Below are 18,568 nucleotides of genomic sequence, written 5' to 3' on the forward strand. Positions count from 1 at the left end.
TTCCGCCGAAACCGAAAGATAGCAAATTGCAATGAATTCCGATTAGGAATTCAGCCGCAATGAGCTATACACGTTGTTGCCACACGTTTTTTTTATTCGGTTGGTTTTATTTTTTCCCCTTTTTTATTTAGATAGTGAACTCCACCACCGAAATGAGGTGCTCCATAAAACTCAATTAACTCTCCTTGAAATCCTAAATAACAATGCATTTCTATTTCATTGAGAATTTCTCCACTCTCATTTATAATAGCATCAAGGAAATAGTCATTAGCAGTTTCAAAATCACGCTTATTTACTCTAACGCCACAAACTCCATTTTTAAATTTATCTACTTTATAAAACTTTGGCTTAATCACGACATTGTCTAAACTGTCTTTGAAACCCCAAAGTTCATTTTCTTGAAATGGAACATAATTATCAGATTTATATTCTGATTTATCTTTTGTTCCCATACTGTCTTTTTTTCTTGAGTTGTAAATCTCTACTCTTGAAAAAGTTTTTGTTCCGATTCTTTCTCCTTTTGTATTTATTGGATAAAAATCAGAGAATTCTTTGTCGCTCACATATGCAATTCCGTTTTTAAATTCTCCGTGTCCATCTTTCCAAGTTTTTCCAAATTCATTAACTCCGTTTCTATTCACAAACCATTGTTCTTCAAAGCTTGAAATTCGAGCAAATCCTTCGCTAAATTCTGTTTCTGGAAAATTATCTTTAATGTCGAAAACTTTATTTCCTAAAGTGTCAATAAAAATCCATTTGTAACCTTTTTTTATGACCTCTTTGGAAACGTAGCAAAGTCCTTCGCTGAAATCTCCAACATTTAGATATTCCGCTTTAACTATAATTTTTCCGTTTTTGTCCATAAATCCGTATTTGCTATTTTCGGATTGGAACTTATATAGTCCGTTTCCTTGTCCAAATGAAAGGCTCGAAACTAAAATCAGAAGTACTATTATTGTTCTCAATGTTTTTCTCAAATGTGTGGCAAAATAAAGATATGAATTGTTTTAATAATTTATATCGTCTGTTAAACGAAGTTCGGTTTTTTATTTTATAAAGTCAAGTTTTTACTCTCAGCTTAAATTTTTTAGACAAGGAGTTTTATAGTACATTTACAGTCTGCAAATTTTTTTCAACGTTGATATCAAAATCTACCATAGAACATGTCTTTGAAACCGCTCGTGTAGAGGAGGTTATTGGCGATTTTGTTACCTTAAAAAAATCAGGCACTAACTTTAAAGGGTTGAGTCCTTTTAGTGACGAGCGTACACCTAGCTTTATGGTGTCACCTGTAAAACAAATTTGGAAAGATTTTAGTAGTGGTAAAGGTGGTAATGTAGTAACGTTTTTGATGGAACACGAGCATTTCACTTATCCTGAGGCTATAAAATACTTAGCAAAAAAGTATAATATTGACGTTGAAGAAACCGAACAAACCAATGAGCAAAAAGAAGAAGCCAACGAAAGGGAAAGCATGTATTTGGTTAGCGAGTTTGCAAATGACTATTTTCAAAAAGTCATGTTTAAAACAGACCAAGGTCAAGCCATTGGATTAAGCTATTTTAAAGAACGTGGATTTACCAACGAAACCATTAAAAAGTTTCAATTAGGATACTCACCAGATGACTGGCAAGCCTTTACTGACGAAGCTGTAAAAAAAGGCTATCAAATGGAATTCTTGGAAAAAACAGGACTTACCATTGTAAAGGACAATAAAACTTTTGACCGTTTTAAAGGTCGTGTGATGTTTCCTATACATAGTATGAGTGGTCGTGTTTTAGGATTTGGAGGTAGAATACTCACTAACGATAAAAAAGCTGCAAAATACCTAAACTCGCCAGAGAGTACCATATATCACAAGAGTAAAGTGTTGTATGGTTTGTATCATGCAAAACAAAGTATTGCTAAAGAAGATAATTGCTTTTTGGTTGAAGGTTACACTGATGTTATTCAATTTCACCAAACAGGAATAAAAAATGTAGTGGCTTCTTCTGGTACTGCGTTAACACCAGAGCAAATAAGGCTTATAAACCGATTAACAAAAAACATAACTGTGCTTTTTGATGGTGATGCAGCAGGTATAAGAGCATCGCTTCGAGGTATCGATTTAATCCTTGAACAAGGAATGAATGTAAGGGTTTGCACATTTCCTAATGGTGAAGATCCTGATAGTTTTGCAAAGCAAAATACTTATGAAGAGCTCAACACGTTTTTAAATGAAAATGCTAAAGACTTCATTCAGTTTAAAGCCTCTATTTTAGTTGAAGAAGCTAAAAATGATCCAATAAAAAAAGCTGAAACCATTAGAGATATTGTAAATAGTATTTCTAAAATTCCTGATAGTATTAAGCGAGAAGTTTATGTCCAGGAGTGTTCTAGAATTATGGATATTAGCGAAAATGTACTGTTTAGTACTTTGGCGCAAATAAGTAAAAAAGAACATCAGCAAGCCAATAAAGATTTCAAAAAGGAACAAAAAGCTTTTGAAGTTGTAAGACAAGAACAACCCAAACAAAAAATTGATATTCAATATGAGCTAGAACGTAAGATTATTGAAATTCTACTTTTGTATGGTAATGAAACCGAAGATTTTGAAGATTTGGTATTAAAGGAAGATGAAAATACCAATGAGTTAAAGCTAGAACCTGTAATTAATACTAGTAAAGTATTTGAGAAGATTTACCTCGATTTGCAGGAAGACGAAATGCAGTTTACTAACCCAAACTTTAAAAGTCTGTACTATACTTTAATTGATAATTTACATCAAAACCAAGACTTTTCAACACGCGATTTTGTGAGTAAACTTAGTCAGGATATGGCTAGTGAAGTCACAACTATTTTAATGAACGACGAGCGTTACAATCTTCATGATTGGGAAAGAAACCATATTGTACCTAAAGACAAAAATGAAACTATAGCGCAATTGGTGAGTCAAACCATTTTGAGTTTACGTTGTTATTTAATTGATAAAAAAGTAGCTGAATATAAAAACGATACATTACGAGAAGATGTCAATGTAAAAGGCGTGTTAGAAGATGTTAGGGATTATTTAGGGCTTAAAATGTTACTGTCTAGAAAACTTGGAAAAGTGGTTGGAGGTAAAATTTAAGTAAGCTCCAAATGTTTCGCTTGATGAATTAAATCTACAAGGTTGGTAACTTTCAATTTTTTAAAAAGACGTGCTTTATAAGTGCTAACCGTTTTTTCGTTAATGTCCAATTCCATTGCAATTTCCTTATTCTTTTTACCTGAAGATAATAACTTTAAAACTTCAACTTCTCTTGTAGATAAACGCTTGTAGAGTCTGCTTGTGGTTTTTTTAGCTTCATCAAATGTAAGATGTTTAGCCATATTGTTGCTTAAGTAAATATCACCTTGATGCACTTTAAGAATAGCTTCTTTAAGAGTGTCAGTATCTACTGTTTTAGATACATAAGCCGATGCACCTGCTTTAAGTACGCTTATAGCATAAATTTCTTCAGGATGATGACTGTACATTATTACCTTAAGGTTTTGATGCTCTTTTTTTATGGCGCGTAACGCAGTTATACCATTAAGCTCTGGAAGGTCAATTTCTGAGATAATAACGTCAACAGGATAGCGTCTCACAAATTCAAAAATCTCGATTCCACTTCCAACACCACCAATAACATCAATCTCATGACTGTGCTCAAAAAGTAATTTTAAGCCAGTTCTAATAATAGGATGATTGTCTACAACTAATACCTTTATCATAATGAGTTGAATTATAAATTCGTGTTAGAACTTAAGATGGTTAAGCTCTATAAGGGGAGATTTATGATATAAAAATAAGGAAAAAATCAACAACTTTAACATTTTTAAGGTTAAATCATTAAAAATTATTTTAAATTTTTAGGAATTTCGCAAACAGGAATCGGTATCATTTTATGCATATTCGAAGAGTTAAATCTCATAAAGATTTCAAACACTTTTTGCTCACGACCTTCAAAGTCAGCAATTGTTTTTCCTTCGTCTTTCATTTGCATTGCCCACTCTAGTTCTGGATAAGATGCACCTATTTGATCTTCATCACTTCTAGCATCACCAAAAAGTCCGTCGCTAGGAGCAGCATTCATTATAGATTCAGGTACTTGTAATAATTCACCTAGTTTGTAAACTTCCGATTTCATTAAATCAGCAATTGGGCTTAAATCAACACCTCCATCACCATACTTAGTGTAAAAGCCAACACCAAAATCTTCAACTTTATTTCCAGTTCCTGCAACCAAAAGTCCTAAAAGTCCAGCATGGTAATATAAAGTAGTCATTCTTAAACGAGCTCTGGTGTTTGCTAATGCCATGTCAACTGTAGCTTGTTTGCCTTCAAGAGAAACTTCGGTCTTAAACTCTTCAAATACAGGAGTAAGGTCTACTCTAGTGTCTTTTACATTAGAAAAACGTTGTTTTAGTTGTGCTATGTGTTCTTGTGCGCGAGTTACATGGCTTTGCGCTTGGTGAATAGGCATTTCTATACACAAAATATCTAATCCTGTTTTTGCGCATAGCGTAGAAGTTACAGCAGAATCAATTCCGCCAGAAATACCTACAACAAATCCATTTACTTTTGCGTTTGTTGCATAATCCTTTAACCAATTTACAATGTGAGTGACAACTTTTTCTGTTTGCATTTTGTATACGATTTAATTCTAAGAATAGTACCTTTGCAAACAAAAATAAACTAATCGCATTAGTAATAAAAATAAACAAGGTTTAAGTTTTTATGAAGAAATTGATTTTACTTTTTGTGGGTTTTGCTTTTGTGTTTTCATGTGCAGATGAAAGCAAAGTTGAAAAAGAAATTGCTGCGATAGATGTTGATGTTGTTGTAGAACGATTTGATAAAGCGTTTGCTAGTTCAAAACCCGAAGACTTACCTAAGTTAAAAGCGGCTTTTCCGTTTATGTTTTCAAAAACCGAAAACGATTCGGTCTTAACGCATAGAATGTCTGATACTTTACAACAGCAGTTGTTTGTTGAGATTGATAAAGTGTTCAATAATTTTGCGCCTCAGGAGCACGAAATCAAAAAACTATTTCAGCATTTAAAGTATTACGACAAAACATTTTCAGCGCCAAGAGTGGTAACTTTTTCTGATTATGTAAGGTATAGAGACAAAGTGTATGTAACTGATACAATCGCTCTGGTGGCTCTTGATACTTATTTGGGTGCTGACCACGAATTTTATGGTGGAATTCCAAAATACATTTCAGAAAACATGAAGCCTTCTCAAATCACACCAGATTTGGCTGCTGCTTATGCTGACAGGTATATTTATCAATCACAACGAAAAACTCTGTTAGACGAAATGATTTATTTTGGTAAGGCATTGTATTTTATGGATAAGATAATTCCGTTTAAAACTGATGCAGAAAAAATTGGTTACACCAAAGAGCAACTAGAGTGGGCAATTTCTAATGAAGATCAAATTTGGAGGTATTTTATTTCAAAGGAATTATTGTATAATACCGATTCTAGCTTGCCTGCAAGATTTACTGCGCCAGCGCCTTTTACTAAGTTTTATCTAGAACTAGATACTGAGTCTCCTGGTAAATTAGGGCAATTTATAGGTTGGCAAATTGTAAAATCCTACATGGAGAATAATGACGATGACTTCATGGATATGCTGCAAAAAGATGCAGTTGAAATTTTTAATAATGCAAAATATAAACCGAACAGATAATGAGTGAAAATAAAAAATCAACTATAGAGTTAAGTGTTGAATTAGACGAAAATCACATTCCTGAAACGCTTCGATGGACTGCTAAGGATGGAGGTGTTGAAAACGAAGAGGCAAAAGCAATGTTGCTATCGGTTTGGGATAGTAAAGCTCAAGAAACACTAAGAATTGATTTGTGGACAAAAGACATGCCTGTTGATGAAATGAAAGTCTTTTTCCATCAAACCCTAGTTGCGATGAGTGATACTTTTAATAGAGCAACTCAAGATGAAAAAATGACAGCGACAATGAAAGATTTTTGTGATTATTTTGCTGAAAAATTAGAACTTAAAAAGTAAATTTAATACTACTTTAATCTTTTTATAACTTAAGAAAATAAGTTAATAGTTATGTTTGTAATGCTATTAATCTATTAAGGTATTTAAAGCATTGGTTAGGCTTCAATGTCGAAGCAACCAGTGCTTTTTTGTATTTTAGAGGTATGAGAAAAATTTTATTTGGAGTCATAATCACGCTTATTGTTCTTTTTACCTTTAAGTATTGTGGTGATAAAAAAGAAGAGCAAATAATCCTAAAGGAAAATTCAGCTTTAATACAAGAGCAGTTAAAAAACGTCAGTAAACTGGTGGTGACCGAAGGTCATTTTAGCGAAGTCTTCTCATATGAAAATTCCAAGCGTATGTTTGGCGATTTAATTGAGGTTGAAAAAAAAGCTTTGGTAGTTGTAAATGCTGATGTAACTATAGCTTACGACTTGTCTAAAATTGAATATAATATTGACGAGACTACAAAAACACTTCAAATATTAACTATCCCAAAAGAAGAAATAAAAATCAACCCAGATTTCGAATACTACGATATACAAGCTGATTATCTCAATCCATTTGAAGCAAAAGACTATAACGAAATTAAAAAAACGGTTAAGCAGCAATTAATGAAGAAAATTGAAGTTTCCGATTTAAAGTCTAATGCACAGAATAGATTGCTAAGCGAACTCTCAAAGTTTTATATTTTAACTAACTCTTTAGGTTGGACTTTAGAGTACAATCAAACACCAATTGAAAGTTTAGAAGTGTTCAGTAAACTTAAATTATAGCTTGTTTTTCAAAGAAACCCAACCACCTCCATTTGTAGCGTCAATGTTATTGAGGTTTAAAAATTTTGCTGCCTTAGCAGAACGAACTCCACTTTCGCAACAAACAACAAGAGGTTTGTTTAATGCTTTTAATTCGTCAACATGATTTTTTAAGTCGTCTAAAGGTATGTGTCTGGAGCCTTCAATATGACCATTGTCCCATTCACGTTGCGTTCTCACGTCTAGTATTTGGGCACCATTCTTCATGTAAAAGTCAACTTGTCTTTTTTTTGCGCCAAAAATAAAATCCAAAAATCCCATAGTTTTTCTTTTTGTATAAATTTACGGTTAAATATTAACTTTTGAAATTGAAAAACGAAACTCGTAAAGACGAAATCATAAAAACTGCAGCTAAACTATTTAAAGAAAAAGGATATAGTGCTGTAACTATGCGCGATTTAGCAACTGAAATGGGCATGAAAGCGGCAAGTCTTTACAATCATATAAATTCTAAGCAACAAATTCTGAAAGAGATAATAATTTCCTTGGCAGAAGAATTTACTACTGGATTGCAGGAAATCCAGAAATCCAATAAGTCAAATATCGAAAAGCTTAGAGATATTGTTAAACTGCATGTGAACATTACCTCTCATAACACCTACGGAATGGCTTCTCTTAATAACGATTGGATGCATCTTGAAGAAAAGTTGGAGTATTACTTGCAACTGCGTTCTAATTATGAAGATGAATTCAGAAATATTATCCAACAAGGCATCAAAAAGGAAGAGATAATTAATGAAAATATCGAAGTCATGCTCTTTTCAATTTTATCAACCTTACGCTCTTTATATCTCTGGATTCCTAAAAAAGAAGACTTAAACCCTGAAGAGTTGTCTCAACAATTAAGTGAAGTGTTAATTAACGGTATTAACAAAAAAATCGATTAATTTTTGTAAATTTGTCAAGCAAACTAACAAGTGTTAGTTTTAAGATCAAGACTCGAAATCGTTTTCGGGTAATTGTGTAAAACAGACCTTAATTAAAGATAAAATAAATTCTTCCCTTTTTGGGAAGATGTCCGAAGGACAGAAGGGGCTTATGGCAGATTTTCATAAATTAAGAATAAAAGATATTTACAAGGAAACAAAAGATACATCAGTTGTAACTTTTGATATTCCTGAAGCATTGCAAGACGAATTTAAATTCTCGCAAGGGCAACATTTAACGCTTAAGGCATTAATTAATGGCGAAGATGTACGTCGTTCGTATTCGCTATGTTCTAGTCCGTTTGATAACGAATGGAAAGTGGCGGTAAAAGAAATTCCAGGAGGAAAATTCTCAACCTTTGTCAATAGCACATTAAAAGCAGGAGACGAGCTAGATGTTATGGCACCTAGCGGAACATTTGGCGTAGATTGTAATGCAGATAATGCTAAAAACTACTTGTTTTTTGCAGCAGGAAGTGGTGTTACGCCAATTCTTTCAATGATTAAAGCGCATTTGGCAGCAGAGCCAAACTCAACTTGTAAGTTGTTTTATGTCAATAGAACAGCAAAATCCATTATCTTTAAGGAAGAGTTAGAGCAATTAAGAAATGCCTATTTCGGTCGTTTGGAAATCTATTATTTTCTAACCAAAGAAAAGCGAGATATTGAGTTGTTTAATGGTCGTTTTGATGATGAAAAAATGAAAGTGCTCACCAAGACATTCATTGATATTCCAGATACAAGCGAAGTGTTTTTGTGCGGACCAGAAGATATGGTTAATTACGTGAGTAATTATCTAGCTGAAGCCGGTTTGCCAAAAGATTTAATTCATTTCGAATTATTTGTAAAAGGTCTAACCGAAGAAGATAAAAAACGTGTTGAGCGTTTATCAGAACAAAAAATTGATGGTGTCGAAGTTGTTATTATCGATGGCGGAAAAGAATTCCGTTTTACAATGCAGCAAGACGATGATAATATTTTAGATGGTGCACTAACTGCCGGAGCAGATTTGCCATTTGCTTGCAAAGGAGGCGTTTGCAGTACCTGTAAGTGCCAAGTAATGGAAGGCGAAGTTGAAATGAAAATCAACTACGCACTAGAAGAAGATGAAGTCGCACAAAACTATGTGTTAAGCTGTCAAGCCGTTCCAACTACTAAAAAAGTGGTGGTCGATTTCGACGTGTAAATAGAATTTGTTATTCCGCACTTGATGCGGAATCCACTAAACATTAAAAACTATTCACTAAATACTAAATTATGAGTGAAGAACAAATAAAAAACCTGGAAGAGCAATTTGAAGCGCGTATCGCTCGCGACGAAAAAATTGAACCTAAAGACTGGATGCCAGAAAAATATCGTCAAACGCATATTAGGCAAATTAGTCAGCACGCGCATTCCGAAATTGTAGGGATGTTACCAGAAGGTAACTGGATTACTCGTGCACCATCCTTACGTCGTAAAGTAGCTTTATTGGCAAAAGTACAGGATGAAGCTGGTCACGGATTATACCTATACAGTGCTTGCGAAACATTAGACATCTCGCGAGACGAGTTATACGAGCAATTGCATTCGGGTAAAGCAAAATATTCTTCCATATTCAATTACCCAACAGTAACTTGGGCAGATATGGGAGCTATCGGCTGGTTGGTAGATGGTGCAGCCATTATCAATCAAGTGCCACTTTGTAGTACGTCTTTTGGACCTTATGCAAGAGCTATGGTGCGCGTGTGTAAAGAAGAAAGTTTTCACCAGCGTCAAGGTTACGAAATTATGCTAAAGCTTTGTAATGGAACACCAGAACAAAAAGAAATGGCGCAAGATGCACTTAACCGTTGGTGGTGGCCAAGTTTAATGATGTTAGGTCCAACTGATGATATGTCTGTTCATACCGAACAATCAATGAAATGGAAACTGAAGCGAAAAACCAATGACGAGTTGCGTCAGCAGTTTATTGATCAAACCGTGCCACAAGCTGATATTTTAGGATTAACAATTCCAGACCCAGATTTAAAATGGAACGAAGAGCGTCAGAGTTATGATTTCGGAGAAATTGATTGGGATGAATTCTGGCAAGTCGTAAAAGGTCACGGACCAATGAACAAAGCAAGAATGAAAGCAAGAGTTGGCGCATGGGAACGTGGTGAATGGGTTAGAGACGCAGCAATGGCTCACGCAGAAAAGAAAGCAACCTCTTTGAAAAAAGAGGTCTCTTAATCAATAAAAATGTACGTGTTTATTGGTTTTTAGAATACGTTGGCAAAATGTCAGCACGTTGAAATGCAGAATAAGAAAATGAAATCGTTAAAAATTTCTGAAGCCTTGGAAGAAATTTAGATTTCATTTTAAGGTTTTCAATCTGTAGAGCAAGATTGAAAAATTCCTCATTTTAACTTGAATTTTTGGTTCGTTTTGTTTCAAGACAAAATGAACGTAAGAAGAAATAAAATAGAAGTATAAATAATAAGATACCTGCTTTCGCAGGCATACAAATTATGTCAAACAAAAAAAACTGGCCACTTTGGGAGGTTTTCGTAAGAAGTAAAAATGGATTAGAACATCGTCATTTCGGAAGTCTTCACGCAGCAGATGCAGAAATGGCTTTAGAAAATGCAAGAGACGTTTACACAAGACGTAACGAAGGCGTAAGCATTTGGGTTGTAGAAAGTAAGCATATTACAGCATCAAATCCAGAGCATAATGGCGAATTATTTGAACCAGCACAAGACAAGGTGTATCGTCATCCAACATTTTATGATTTACCAGACGACGTAAAACATATGTAACAAAGCAAGGCTTTGTCATCCTGAACTCGTTTCAGGATCTCTTTATTTATGTTAAATGTCACCTTGAGCGCAGTCGAAAGGTCTCAATTTGATTAAAAATGAAAAATAAAAACCTATACAACTACATCCTAGGAATCGCAGACAACAGCCTCATTCTCGGTCAGAGATTAGGAGAGCTTTGCGGTCACGGACCAAGTTTAGAAACCGATATCGCGTGCACTAATATGTCACTGGATTTATTAGGACAAGTGCGTAGTTATTATCAATATGGAGCGAAGATAGCAGGAGACGGCAGAACAGAAGATGATATCGCGATGCTTCGTAAAGAACGCGAATACTTCAATGTTTTGTTGGTGGAACAGCCAAATACCGATTTTGGGTACACAATGGCAAGACAATTCTTATTCGATGTATATCATTTTTTAATGCTAACCGAATTAGAAAAGAGTACCGATTTAAATCTGTCTGCAATTGCAAAAAAATCTATTAAAGAAGTGAGTTACCACAAGCGTTTCTCATCAGATTGGATAAAGCGATTAGGAGACGGAACCGAAGAAAGCCATAAGCGTATTCAAACCGCAATAAATGATTTATGGACGTATACCGATGAATTATTCCATCAAACCGAAGCTGATAAAGCTATGGTTGCTGAAGGCGTTGGAGTAGATGTCACTAAATTAAAAGATGCTTATTACGAAGAAGTAAATGCAGTTTTAGAAGAAGCAACGTTAAGCGTTCCAGAAAGCAAATATTTTCAAAAAGGAGGAAAGCAAGGCATTCATACCGAACATATGGGTTACTTGCTAGCCGATTTACAATATATGCAACGTACCTATCCAAATATGGAATGGTAACCAATTCCTGCGAAAGCAGGAATCTCTTTTAAAATATGACAACAACAGAGCAACATATCAATCCAAAACTGGTAAAGGTTCTGGAGTCTATTTCAGACCCAGAAATCCCAGTGTTATCCATTATGGATATGGGTGTTGTGCGTTCTGCTGTTATCGAAAATGATATTGTAAAAATCGAAATCACACCAACTTACAGTGGCTGTCCTGCAATGGATGTTATCGGAGACGATATCAAACGCGCAATGCAAAAAGCAGGTTATAAAGCTGAAGTAGATTTGATTTTGCATCCAGCTTGGACAACCGATTGGATTACACCAAGAGGCAGAAAGGCACTCGAAGATTATGGAATCGCAGCACCATTAGATGAAGAAGCTGACAAGTCCGTGTTGCTGGAAGGAAAACAATTAGTAAAATGTCCGCAATGCGGAAGCACAAATACAAAAATGATAAGTCAATTTGGTTCAACAGCTTGCAAAGCACAATTTCAGTGCAACGACTGCCAAGAACCATTTGATTATTTTAAATGTTTGAAGTGACAACTTTTGTCATCCTGAACTCGTTTCAGGATCTCATTAAGATTAATAATTATAAAATTATGAGTTCAATAGAACTAAAAATAGAAAACAACATAGCCTACATCACACTAAATCGATCAGAAGTTTTTAACAGCTTCAATCGTGAAATGGCATTAAACCTACAGCAAGTTTTTGACGATTGCGAAAGTAATTCTGAAGTAAGAGCAATTGTGCTAACCGGAAACGGAAAAGCATTTTGCGCAGGTCAAGATTTAAAAGAAGTAACAAGTCCGGAACTAAATCCAGGATTCAAGAAAATTCTAGAAGAGCATTATAACCCAATTATCACCAGAATTAGAAACATTAAAAAACCAATCATTGGTGCGATAAATGGTGTGGCGGCTGGTGCAGGAGCTAACATTGCATTGGCTTGTGATATCGTTGTGGCTCACGAAAAAGTAAGTTTTATTCAAGCGTTTAGTTTAATAGGTTTGATTCCTGATAGTGCAGGAACGTTCTTTTTGCCGCGATTAATAGGTTTTCAAAAAGCATCTGCATTAGCGATGTTAGGAGATAAAGTGTCTGCCGATGAAGCTGAAAAAATGGGAATGATTTACAAAGTGTTGCCATTAGAAAGTTTTGAAGAGGAAGTAAATAAACTAGCCTTAAAACTCGCTAATATGCCAACATTAGCTTTAGGGAAAATCAAGGAAGCGTTTAATCAATCCTTAACCAATAATTTGGAAGAGCAATTAGCATTAGAATCAAAATTACAGATCGAAGCAGCTCAAACTAAAGATTACGAAGAAGGCGTTTCAGCTTTTGTAGAAAAACGTAAACCAACTTTTAAAGGAAAATAATGAACGTAGGAATAATAGGTTCAGGAACAATGGGAAGCGGTATCGCTCAAGTAGCGGCAACTGCAGGTTGTTCTTTGAAATTATACGATACAAATCAAGCGGCTTTAGACAAAGCTAAAGCAAGCCTTGAAAAAATATTAAATAGACTCATTGAAAAAGGTCGAATAGATGCTGAAGAAAAAAACAGAATTCAGTCAAATATCAGGTATGTCGATAGTCTAAAAGCATTAGCAGATTCAAATCTTACGATTGAAGCTATTGTAGAAAATATCGATATCAAGAAGAAAGTTTTTTCAGAATTGGAAAGCTATGTTGCGGATGATTGTATCATTGCATCAAACACATCGAGTTTATCCATAGCATCCATAGCATCATCATTGCAAAAACCAGAACGTTGCATCGGAATTCACTTTTTCAACCCAGCACCATTAATGAAGTTGGTTGAGGTTATTCCAGCAGTGCAAACCTCAAAAGCGGTTTTAGACAAATCGGTTGAAACCATAAAAAGTTGGAAAAAAACAGTAGCTGTTGCCAAGGATACACCTGGTTTTATCGTAAACCGTGTAGCGCGACCATTTTACGGAGAAGCCTTAAGAATTTACGAAGAGGGTATCGCTGATTTTGAAACCATTGACCATAGCTTGAAAACATTGGGAGGTTTTAGAATGGGACCATTCGAATTAATGGATTTCATAGGTAACGATGTCAATTACATAGTAACGGAAACCGTATTTACAGCCTTTTATTTCGACCCAAGGTACAAACCAAGTTTCACACAAAAGCGTTTAAGTGAAGCAGGCTATTTAGGGAGAAAAACAGGAAAAGGTTACTATGATTATTCTGAAGGATCTGTAAAGCAAGAACCAAAAGAAGATAGCGAATTAGCACAAACCATTTTCGACCGAGTTTTAGTAATGTTAATCAACGAAGCAGCAGACGCTTTGTTTCTAAACATCGCATCAGCAGAAGATATAGACAACGCAATGACTAAAGGTGTTAATTATCCAAAAGGATTATTAGCCTGGGCAGATGAAAAAGGAATGGATTGGTGTGTAACAAAATTAGATGAATTATACAATGAGTACCACGAAGACAGATACCGTTGCAGTCCGTTGTTGCGTAAGATGAATAAAGAAAATAAAACATTTTTTTAACAGAACGTCAGTTCGAGTGAAATTGCTTTTTCTGCAATTTTGTATCGAGAACAAGCAAAACTTCTCGATACAATTTTCTGTCAAAAATTACTCGAAGTGACAAATTGAAATATGAAAGGAGAACAAATTCCACATAAAATGTTAAGTCAAGATGCATTCAGCACTTGGCTAGGCATCGAAATCCTAGAATGCGAAATCGGTCGTTGTCGCGTGGCAATGACAGTTCGCAAGGAAATGCTTAATAGTATGGGAAAAGCACACGGCGGAATCAGTTATGCATTGGCAGATACCGCTTTTGGTTTTGCGGCAAATACACACGGAAAATTTGCTGTGTCTATAGAAACCAGCATCAACCATATAGAAGCTTTAGAAGAAGGAGATTATTTAGTCGCTGAATCTGTGATTGAAAACGTAAAAAATAAACTCGGATTTAATATCGTAGAAGTAAAACGAGGAGATGAACTGGTAGCCCTTTTTAAAGGTGTTGTTTATCGCACTCAAAAAGATTGGGAGTAAAATTCCTGCGAAGGCAGTAATCTCACAACAAAAAATATTTAAAAAAGATAATTCAATTTATTGAGCGATGAATAGCTCAAAATATTAAAATTAATAACTAAAACAAGTTCCCTTTCCTTTGGAAAGGGCTAGGGAAAGGCTTATGGAAGCATACATAATAGACGGCATAAGAACACCAATAGGAAATTACAAAGGCACATTATCGGCTGTACGTACAGACGATTTAGCAGCTTTAGTAATTAAAGAAATCGTAAAACGAAACCCAAGCATTCCAAAAGAAGCATACGACGATGTTATTCTGGGTTGTGCTAATCAAGCTGGAGAAGACAATCGTAATGTCGCTAGAATGGCATCACTTTTAGCAGGATTGCCATTTACAGTTCCAGGAGAAACTGTAAACAGACTATGTAGTTCAGGTTTGTCAGCAATTATTCACGCAAACAGAGCGATAAAAGCAGGAGATGGCGATGTCTTTATTTCAGGAGGTGTTGAGAATATGACACGCGGACCATACGTTATGGCAAAACCATCAAGCGCTTTTGGAGGAGATTCAAAACTTTACGATTCCACATTCGGATGGAGGTTTGTAAACCCAAAAATGCACGAAATGTATGGCACAGACGGAATGGGAATGACAGCCGAAAATCTTGTCGAGAAATATAACATTTCACGAGAAGACCAAGATGCATTCGCATACTGGAGTCAGATGAAAGCATCACAAGCACAAGAAAACGGACGATTAGAAAAAGAAATTCTACCTGTCGAAATTCCTCAACGAAAAAAAGACCCAATCGTTTTTGCAAAAGACGAATTTGTAAAACCAACAACGTCAAAAGAGATTTTAGCCAAATTACGACCAGCCTTTAAAAAAGAAGGCGGAAGCGTAACCGCAGGAAACGCATCAGGTTTAAACGACGGAGCAGCAGCAACCATTATCGCTAGTGAAGAGGCTGTGAAAAAATACAATCTAAAGCCTTTAGCGCGCATCGTGAGTTCGGCTGTCGTAGGTGTAGAACCTCGAATTATGGGCATTGGTCCAGTTGAGGCGTCCAACAAAGCTTTGGCAAAAGCCGGATTAACAATGGACGATATCGACATCATAGAACTCAACGAAGCCTTTGCTGCACAAGCATTGGCATGCACCAGAGCTTGGGGATTGGCAGACAATGACCCAAGAATCAACCCAAATGGAGGCTCTATCGCAATAGGCCATCCGCTTGGCGTTACAGGCACCAGAATCACCTATTCAGCGGCTTTAGAGCTCAAAGAGCAAAACAAGCGTTACGCATTGGTAACGATGTGTATTGGCGTGGGTCAAGGCTATGCCGCTGTGATTGAACGAATTCCTGCGTAGGCAGGAATCTCTTAGCAAAAAGAAAACAAATTTTGATAAAGAAATAAACATAACAAGTAAGTGCGTTAGGGATTAAAGTGGCATCCTTTTTTGCGTCAGTTCGAGTGTCCCGACATAAAGGTCGGGATGTATCGAGAACAAGTAAAAAAGATATAACGGAAAGCCCGACCTTTAGGTAACGCCAACACAAAAAGAAGTTTAATTTAAATAGATACCCACTTTCGTGGGCATTAAGATGAACAAAATTCAACACTACGTCCAAGGACAATGGACCACAGGAAAAGAAGAAGGAGCACCAATTTACGACGCCATAACAGGCGAACACTTCACAAATTGGGCTGTTGAAGGATTAGATATTCCTGAAGTCCTTAACTACGGACGCACAAAAGGAGGCGAAGTACTTCGTAAAATGACCTTTCAAGAACGAGGTAATATGCTTAAAAAGTTGGCACTTTACCTTACAAAACGCAAAGAACAATTTTACGATTTAAGTTACAGAACTGGCGCAACTCATGTAGATAGTTGGATAGATATAGAAGGTGGTTTTGGTAACCTGTTTGCTAATGCTTCATTAAGAAAACTATTTCCTAATCAACCTTTTCACGTAGAAGGAGATCCAATCGATTTATCTCGTGGTGGACGTTTTATGGCGCATCATATTATGGTGCCAAAAAAAGGTGTTGCGGTTCATATCAATGCGTTTAATTTCCCAGTTTGGGGAATGCTAGAAAAGTGTGCTGTTAACTGGATGGCAGGTGTTCCAGCAGTTGTTTTACCTGCGCCATCATCGGCTTATTTAGCTGAAGCTGTAGCGAGAGAAATCATCAATTCAGGTATTTTACCAGAAGGCGCACTTCAAATCATAAACGGAACCGTAAAAACTGTTTTAGATACCGTTGAATCTCAAGATGTCGTAACCTTTACAGGTTCGGCGGCAACAGGTCGTTTATTAAAAGCGCATCCAAGATTAATTGAAGAATCTGTGTCTTTTACTATGGAAGCCGATTCACTTAACGCTTCTATTTTGGGCGAAGATGCAGTTCCTGGAACACCAGAATTCGACTTGTTTGTTAAAGAAGTTCGAAAGGAAATGACCGTAAAAGCTGGACAAAAATGTACAGCCATCCGACGCATTATTGTTCCAGAAAATTTAGTTGAAGATGTTCAAATTGCATTAGCAAAGGAACTCGATAAAGTTACCATTGGAGACCCAAGACTTAAGGAAGTGAGAATGGGCTCATTGGTAAGCAAACAACAAGTTGAAGCTGTTAAAAGTTCTATTGCAGATATCAGTAAAGAAGCTGAAATGGTTTATGGCAATCTCGATAATATCGAAACCATTGGTGCGGATGCTAATAAAGGTGCATTCATAAGTCCTGTGGTGTTTAGAACTGATAATCCTTTCCAGAATAATGTGGTTCACGAGCGCGAAGCATTTGGACCAGTAAGTACTATTATGCCATACAAGTCAATGGACGAAGCTGTGCAATTAGCGCAAATGGGTAAAGGCTCATTAGTGTCTTCTATTGCAACTTACGATGATAACATTGCAACCGATTATGTTGTAAATGCAGCAAGTCATCACGGAAGAATATTGGTGATTAATCGCGAAATGGCAAAACAAAGTACAGGTCACGGTTCGCCATTACCTTACTTGGTTCACGGAGGTCCAGGACGTGCTGGTGGTGGAGAAGAAATGGGTGGAATGCGTGGTATTAAACACTATTTGCAACGAACAGCGATTCAAGGAACACCATCAACAATTACCGAAATCACTGGCATATATCAGCAAAATGCAAAATATAAGGAAGCTGAAGACCATCCGTTTAAGTACCATTGGGAAGATATTCAACCAGGAATGTCTTTAAAAACGCATAAGCGTACACTTACGGATACTGATATTCAGAATTTTGCCAATTTAACTTGGGACCATTTTTACGCACATACAGATATTACCTCTTTAGATGGAAGTATTTTTGAAAAACGAACAGCGCACGGTTATTTTATAATTTCGGCTGCAGCTGGATTGTTTGTGTATCCAAATAAAGGTCCTGTAGCGGCAAATTACGGTTTGGATTCTATCCGATTTTTAAGACCGTTATATCACAATGATACCATTTATGTGCGTTTAACCTGCAAGGAAAAAGTGGATAGAGATGTTTCATCAACCGAGCACCCAAGTGGTATTGTAAAATGGCACGTTGAGGTTTTTGATGCTAATTTTGAAAACCGACCAGAAAGTCAAAAAACAGACAAAGACAGTCCGTTGGTTGCAGTGGCTACCATCCTGACAATGGTTCAGAAAAAGCAAGAAACATTTGTTGAAATGACCGAAGGGAAAATCAATGAATGCTTATCAAAGTTAAAAGCAGATGCTAAACCAAAATGGGGAATTATGACGCCTCAACATATGATTGAGCATTTAGAATACACTTATAAAATTGCGTCTGGCGAAATTCAAGATTTTGAAATTGCCACACCAGAAAAGATTTTAGACAAGGTGCACGCAAGCTTGTATAACTATAAAAAGTTTCCACAAAACTCTCAATTTCCACAGTTAGAAAAAGACACGCTAGACGATTTAAAGCATCAAGATTTAGAAACAGCGATTGAGAAGTTTAAGGAACAACGCAAAAAATACATCGAGTTTTTCAAGGAAAATCCAGATGCTAAATTGAAGAATTTAGTATTTGGCGAGTTGAATCGTTACGAATCTTACTTGCTCGAAAGAAAACATTTAAATCATCATTTTGAACAATTTGGATTAATATAA

Annotated in this window: 19 protein-coding genes; 15 read left to right on the plus strand and 4 right to left on the minus strand. The window is 35.9% G+C overall.

Annotated features, from left to right (window positions below; all coding sequences use genetic code 11):
* Positions 1 to 92 precede the first annotated feature (92 nt).
* Positions 93 to 965 (minus strand): WG repeat-containing protein, encoded by an 873-nt coding sequence (locus tag A8975_RS12655; protein WP_134200932.1) that lies wholly within the window; start codon positions 963 to 965, stop codon positions 93 to 95.
* Between the two features lie 173 nt (positions 966 to 1,138).
* Between A8975_RS12655 and dnaG the strand changes: the two genes are divergently transcribed.
* The gene (dnaG, locus tag A8975_RS12660) at positions 1,139 to 3,109 is read left to right on the plus strand and encodes a DNA primase (RefSeq protein ID WP_134200935.1); all 1,971 of its coding nucleotides are present in this window, start codon (positions 1,139 to 1,141) and stop codon (positions 3,107 to 3,109) included.
* On the opposite strand, the gene A8975_RS12665 is transcribed toward dnaG, so the two are convergent.
* Together A8975_RS12665 and nadE are read right to left on the minus strand one after the other, a co-directional pair.
* Positions 3,106 to 3,735: a response regulator transcription factor gene (locus tag A8975_RS12665; protein WP_129761061.1), complete on the minus strand. Its 630-nt coding sequence runs from the start codon at positions 3,733 to 3,735 to the stop codon at positions 3,106 to 3,108. The genes dnaG and A8975_RS12665 overlap by 4 nt on opposite strands.
* A 125-nt stretch (positions 3,736 to 3,860) precedes the next feature.
* Entirely contained in the window at positions 3,861 to 4,649 is a 789-nt protein-coding gene (gene nadE, locus A8975_RS12670; protein ID WP_134200937.1) for an NAD(+) synthase, read from the minus strand.
* 92 nt (positions 4,650 to 4,741) lie between these two features.
* Between nadE and gldB the strand changes: the two genes are divergently transcribed.
* The 3 genes from gldB (at position 4,742) to A8975_RS12685 (ending at position 6,794) form a co-directional block, all read left to right on the plus strand.
* Positions 4,742 to 5,701: a gliding motility lipoprotein GldB gene (gene gldB, locus A8975_RS12675; protein ID WP_134200939.1), complete on the plus strand. Its 960-nt coding sequence runs from the start codon at positions 4,742 to 4,744 to the stop codon at positions 5,699 to 5,701.
* On the plus strand, positions 5,701 to 6,036 hold the full coding sequence (gldC, locus tag A8975_RS12680; RefSeq protein ID WP_134200941.1) for a gliding motility protein GldC: 336 nt from the start codon (positions 5,701 to 5,703) through the stop codon (positions 6,034 to 6,036). The genes gldB and gldC overlap by 1 nt, the downstream gene beginning before the upstream one ends.
* A 143-nt stretch (positions 6,037 to 6,179) precedes the next feature.
* Entirely contained in the window at positions 6,180 to 6,794 is a 615-nt protein-coding gene (locus A8975_RS12685; RefSeq protein WP_134200943.1) for a DUF4230 domain-containing protein, read from the plus strand.
* Here the strand turns inward: A8975_RS12685 and A8975_RS12690 are convergent.
* Positions 6,789 to 7,094, minus strand: coding sequence for a rhodanese-like domain-containing protein (locus A8975_RS12690; RefSeq protein WP_134200945.1), 306 nt, complete (start codon positions 7,092 to 7,094; stop codon positions 6,789 to 6,791). The two genes, A8975_RS12685 and A8975_RS12690, sit on opposite strands and share 6 nt — an antisense overlap.
* 47 nt (positions 7,095 to 7,141) lie before the next feature.
* Here A8975_RS12690 and A8975_RS12695 point away from each other — a divergent pair, with 47 nt between their 5' ends.
* The 11 genes from A8975_RS12695 (at position 7,142) to paaZ (ending at position 18,568) form a co-directional block, all read left to right on the plus strand.
* Positions 7,142 to 7,720 (plus strand): TetR/AcrR family transcriptional regulator, encoded by a 579-nt coding sequence (locus A8975_RS12695; protein ID WP_134200947.1) that lies wholly within the window; start codon positions 7,142 to 7,144, stop codon positions 7,718 to 7,720.
* A 151-nt stretch (positions 7,721 to 7,871) separates the two neighbouring features.
* Positions 7,872 to 8,945, plus strand: a complete 1,074-nt coding sequence (gene paaE, locus A8975_RS12700) for a 1,2-phenylacetyl-CoA epoxidase subunit PaaE (RefSeq protein ID WP_134200949.1) — start codon at positions 7,872 to 7,874, stop codon at positions 8,943 to 8,945.
* A 71-nt stretch (positions 8,946 to 9,016) separates the two neighbouring features.
* Positions 9,017 to 9,973: a 1,2-phenylacetyl-CoA epoxidase subunit PaaA gene (gene paaA, locus A8975_RS12705; RefSeq protein ID WP_134200951.1), complete on the plus strand. Its 957-nt coding sequence runs from the start codon at positions 9,017 to 9,019 to the stop codon at positions 9,971 to 9,973.
* Positions 9,974 to 10,251: 278 nt separating this feature from the next.
* Positions 10,252 to 10,542, plus strand: coding sequence for a 1,2-phenylacetyl-CoA epoxidase subunit PaaB (paaB, locus tag A8975_RS12710; RefSeq protein ID WP_076620128.1), 291 nt, complete (start codon positions 10,252 to 10,254; stop codon positions 10,540 to 10,542).
* 98 nt (positions 10,543 to 10,640) lie between these two features.
* Positions 10,641 to 11,396, plus strand: coding sequence for a 1,2-phenylacetyl-CoA epoxidase subunit PaaC (paaC, locus tag A8975_RS12715; protein ID WP_134200953.1), 756 nt, complete (start codon positions 10,641 to 10,643; stop codon positions 11,394 to 11,396).
* 35 nt (positions 11,397 to 11,431) lie between these two features.
* Positions 11,432 to 11,932 carry a 1,2-phenylacetyl-CoA epoxidase subunit PaaD gene (gene paaD / locus A8975_RS12720; RefSeq protein ID WP_134200955.1) on the plus strand — a complete coding sequence of 167 codons (501 nt, stop codon included), beginning with the start codon at positions 11,432 to 11,434 and terminating at the stop codon, positions 11,930 to 11,932.
* Between the two features lie 59 nt (positions 11,933 to 11,991).
* Positions 11,992 to 12,771: an enoyl-CoA hydratase-related protein gene (locus A8975_RS12725; RefSeq protein WP_208325373.1), complete on the plus strand. Its 780-nt coding sequence runs from the start codon at positions 11,992 to 11,994 to the stop codon at positions 12,769 to 12,771.
* Entirely contained in the window at positions 12,771 to 13,925 is a 1,155-nt protein-coding gene (locus A8975_RS12730) for a 3-hydroxyacyl-CoA dehydrogenase NAD-binding domain-containing protein (protein ID WP_134200957.1), read from the plus strand. The genes A8975_RS12725 and A8975_RS12730 overlap by 1 nt, the downstream gene beginning before the upstream one ends.
* 111 nt (positions 13,926 to 14,036) lie before the next feature.
* Positions 14,037 to 14,441, plus strand: coding sequence for a PaaI family thioesterase (locus tag A8975_RS12735; RefSeq protein ID WP_134200959.1), 405 nt, complete (start codon positions 14,037 to 14,039; stop codon positions 14,439 to 14,441).
* A 142-nt stretch (positions 14,442 to 14,583) separates the two neighbouring features.
* The gene (gene pcaF / locus A8975_RS12740) at positions 14,584 to 15,795 is read left to right on the plus strand and encodes a 3-oxoadipyl-CoA thiolase (RefSeq protein WP_134200961.1); all 1,212 of its coding nucleotides are present in this window, start codon (positions 14,584 to 14,586) and stop codon (positions 15,793 to 15,795) included.
* A 235-nt stretch (positions 15,796 to 16,030) separates the two neighbouring features.
* Entirely contained in the window at positions 16,031 to 18,568 is a 2,538-nt protein-coding gene (gene paaZ / locus A8975_RS12745) for a phenylacetic acid degradation bifunctional protein PaaZ (protein WP_134200963.1), read from the plus strand.

This window comes from Meridianimaribacter flavus (assembly GCF_004366715.1).
Lineage (GTDB): Bacteria > Bacteroidota > Bacteroidia > Flavobacteriales > Flavobacteriaceae > Gaetbulibacter_B > Gaetbulibacter_B jejuensis.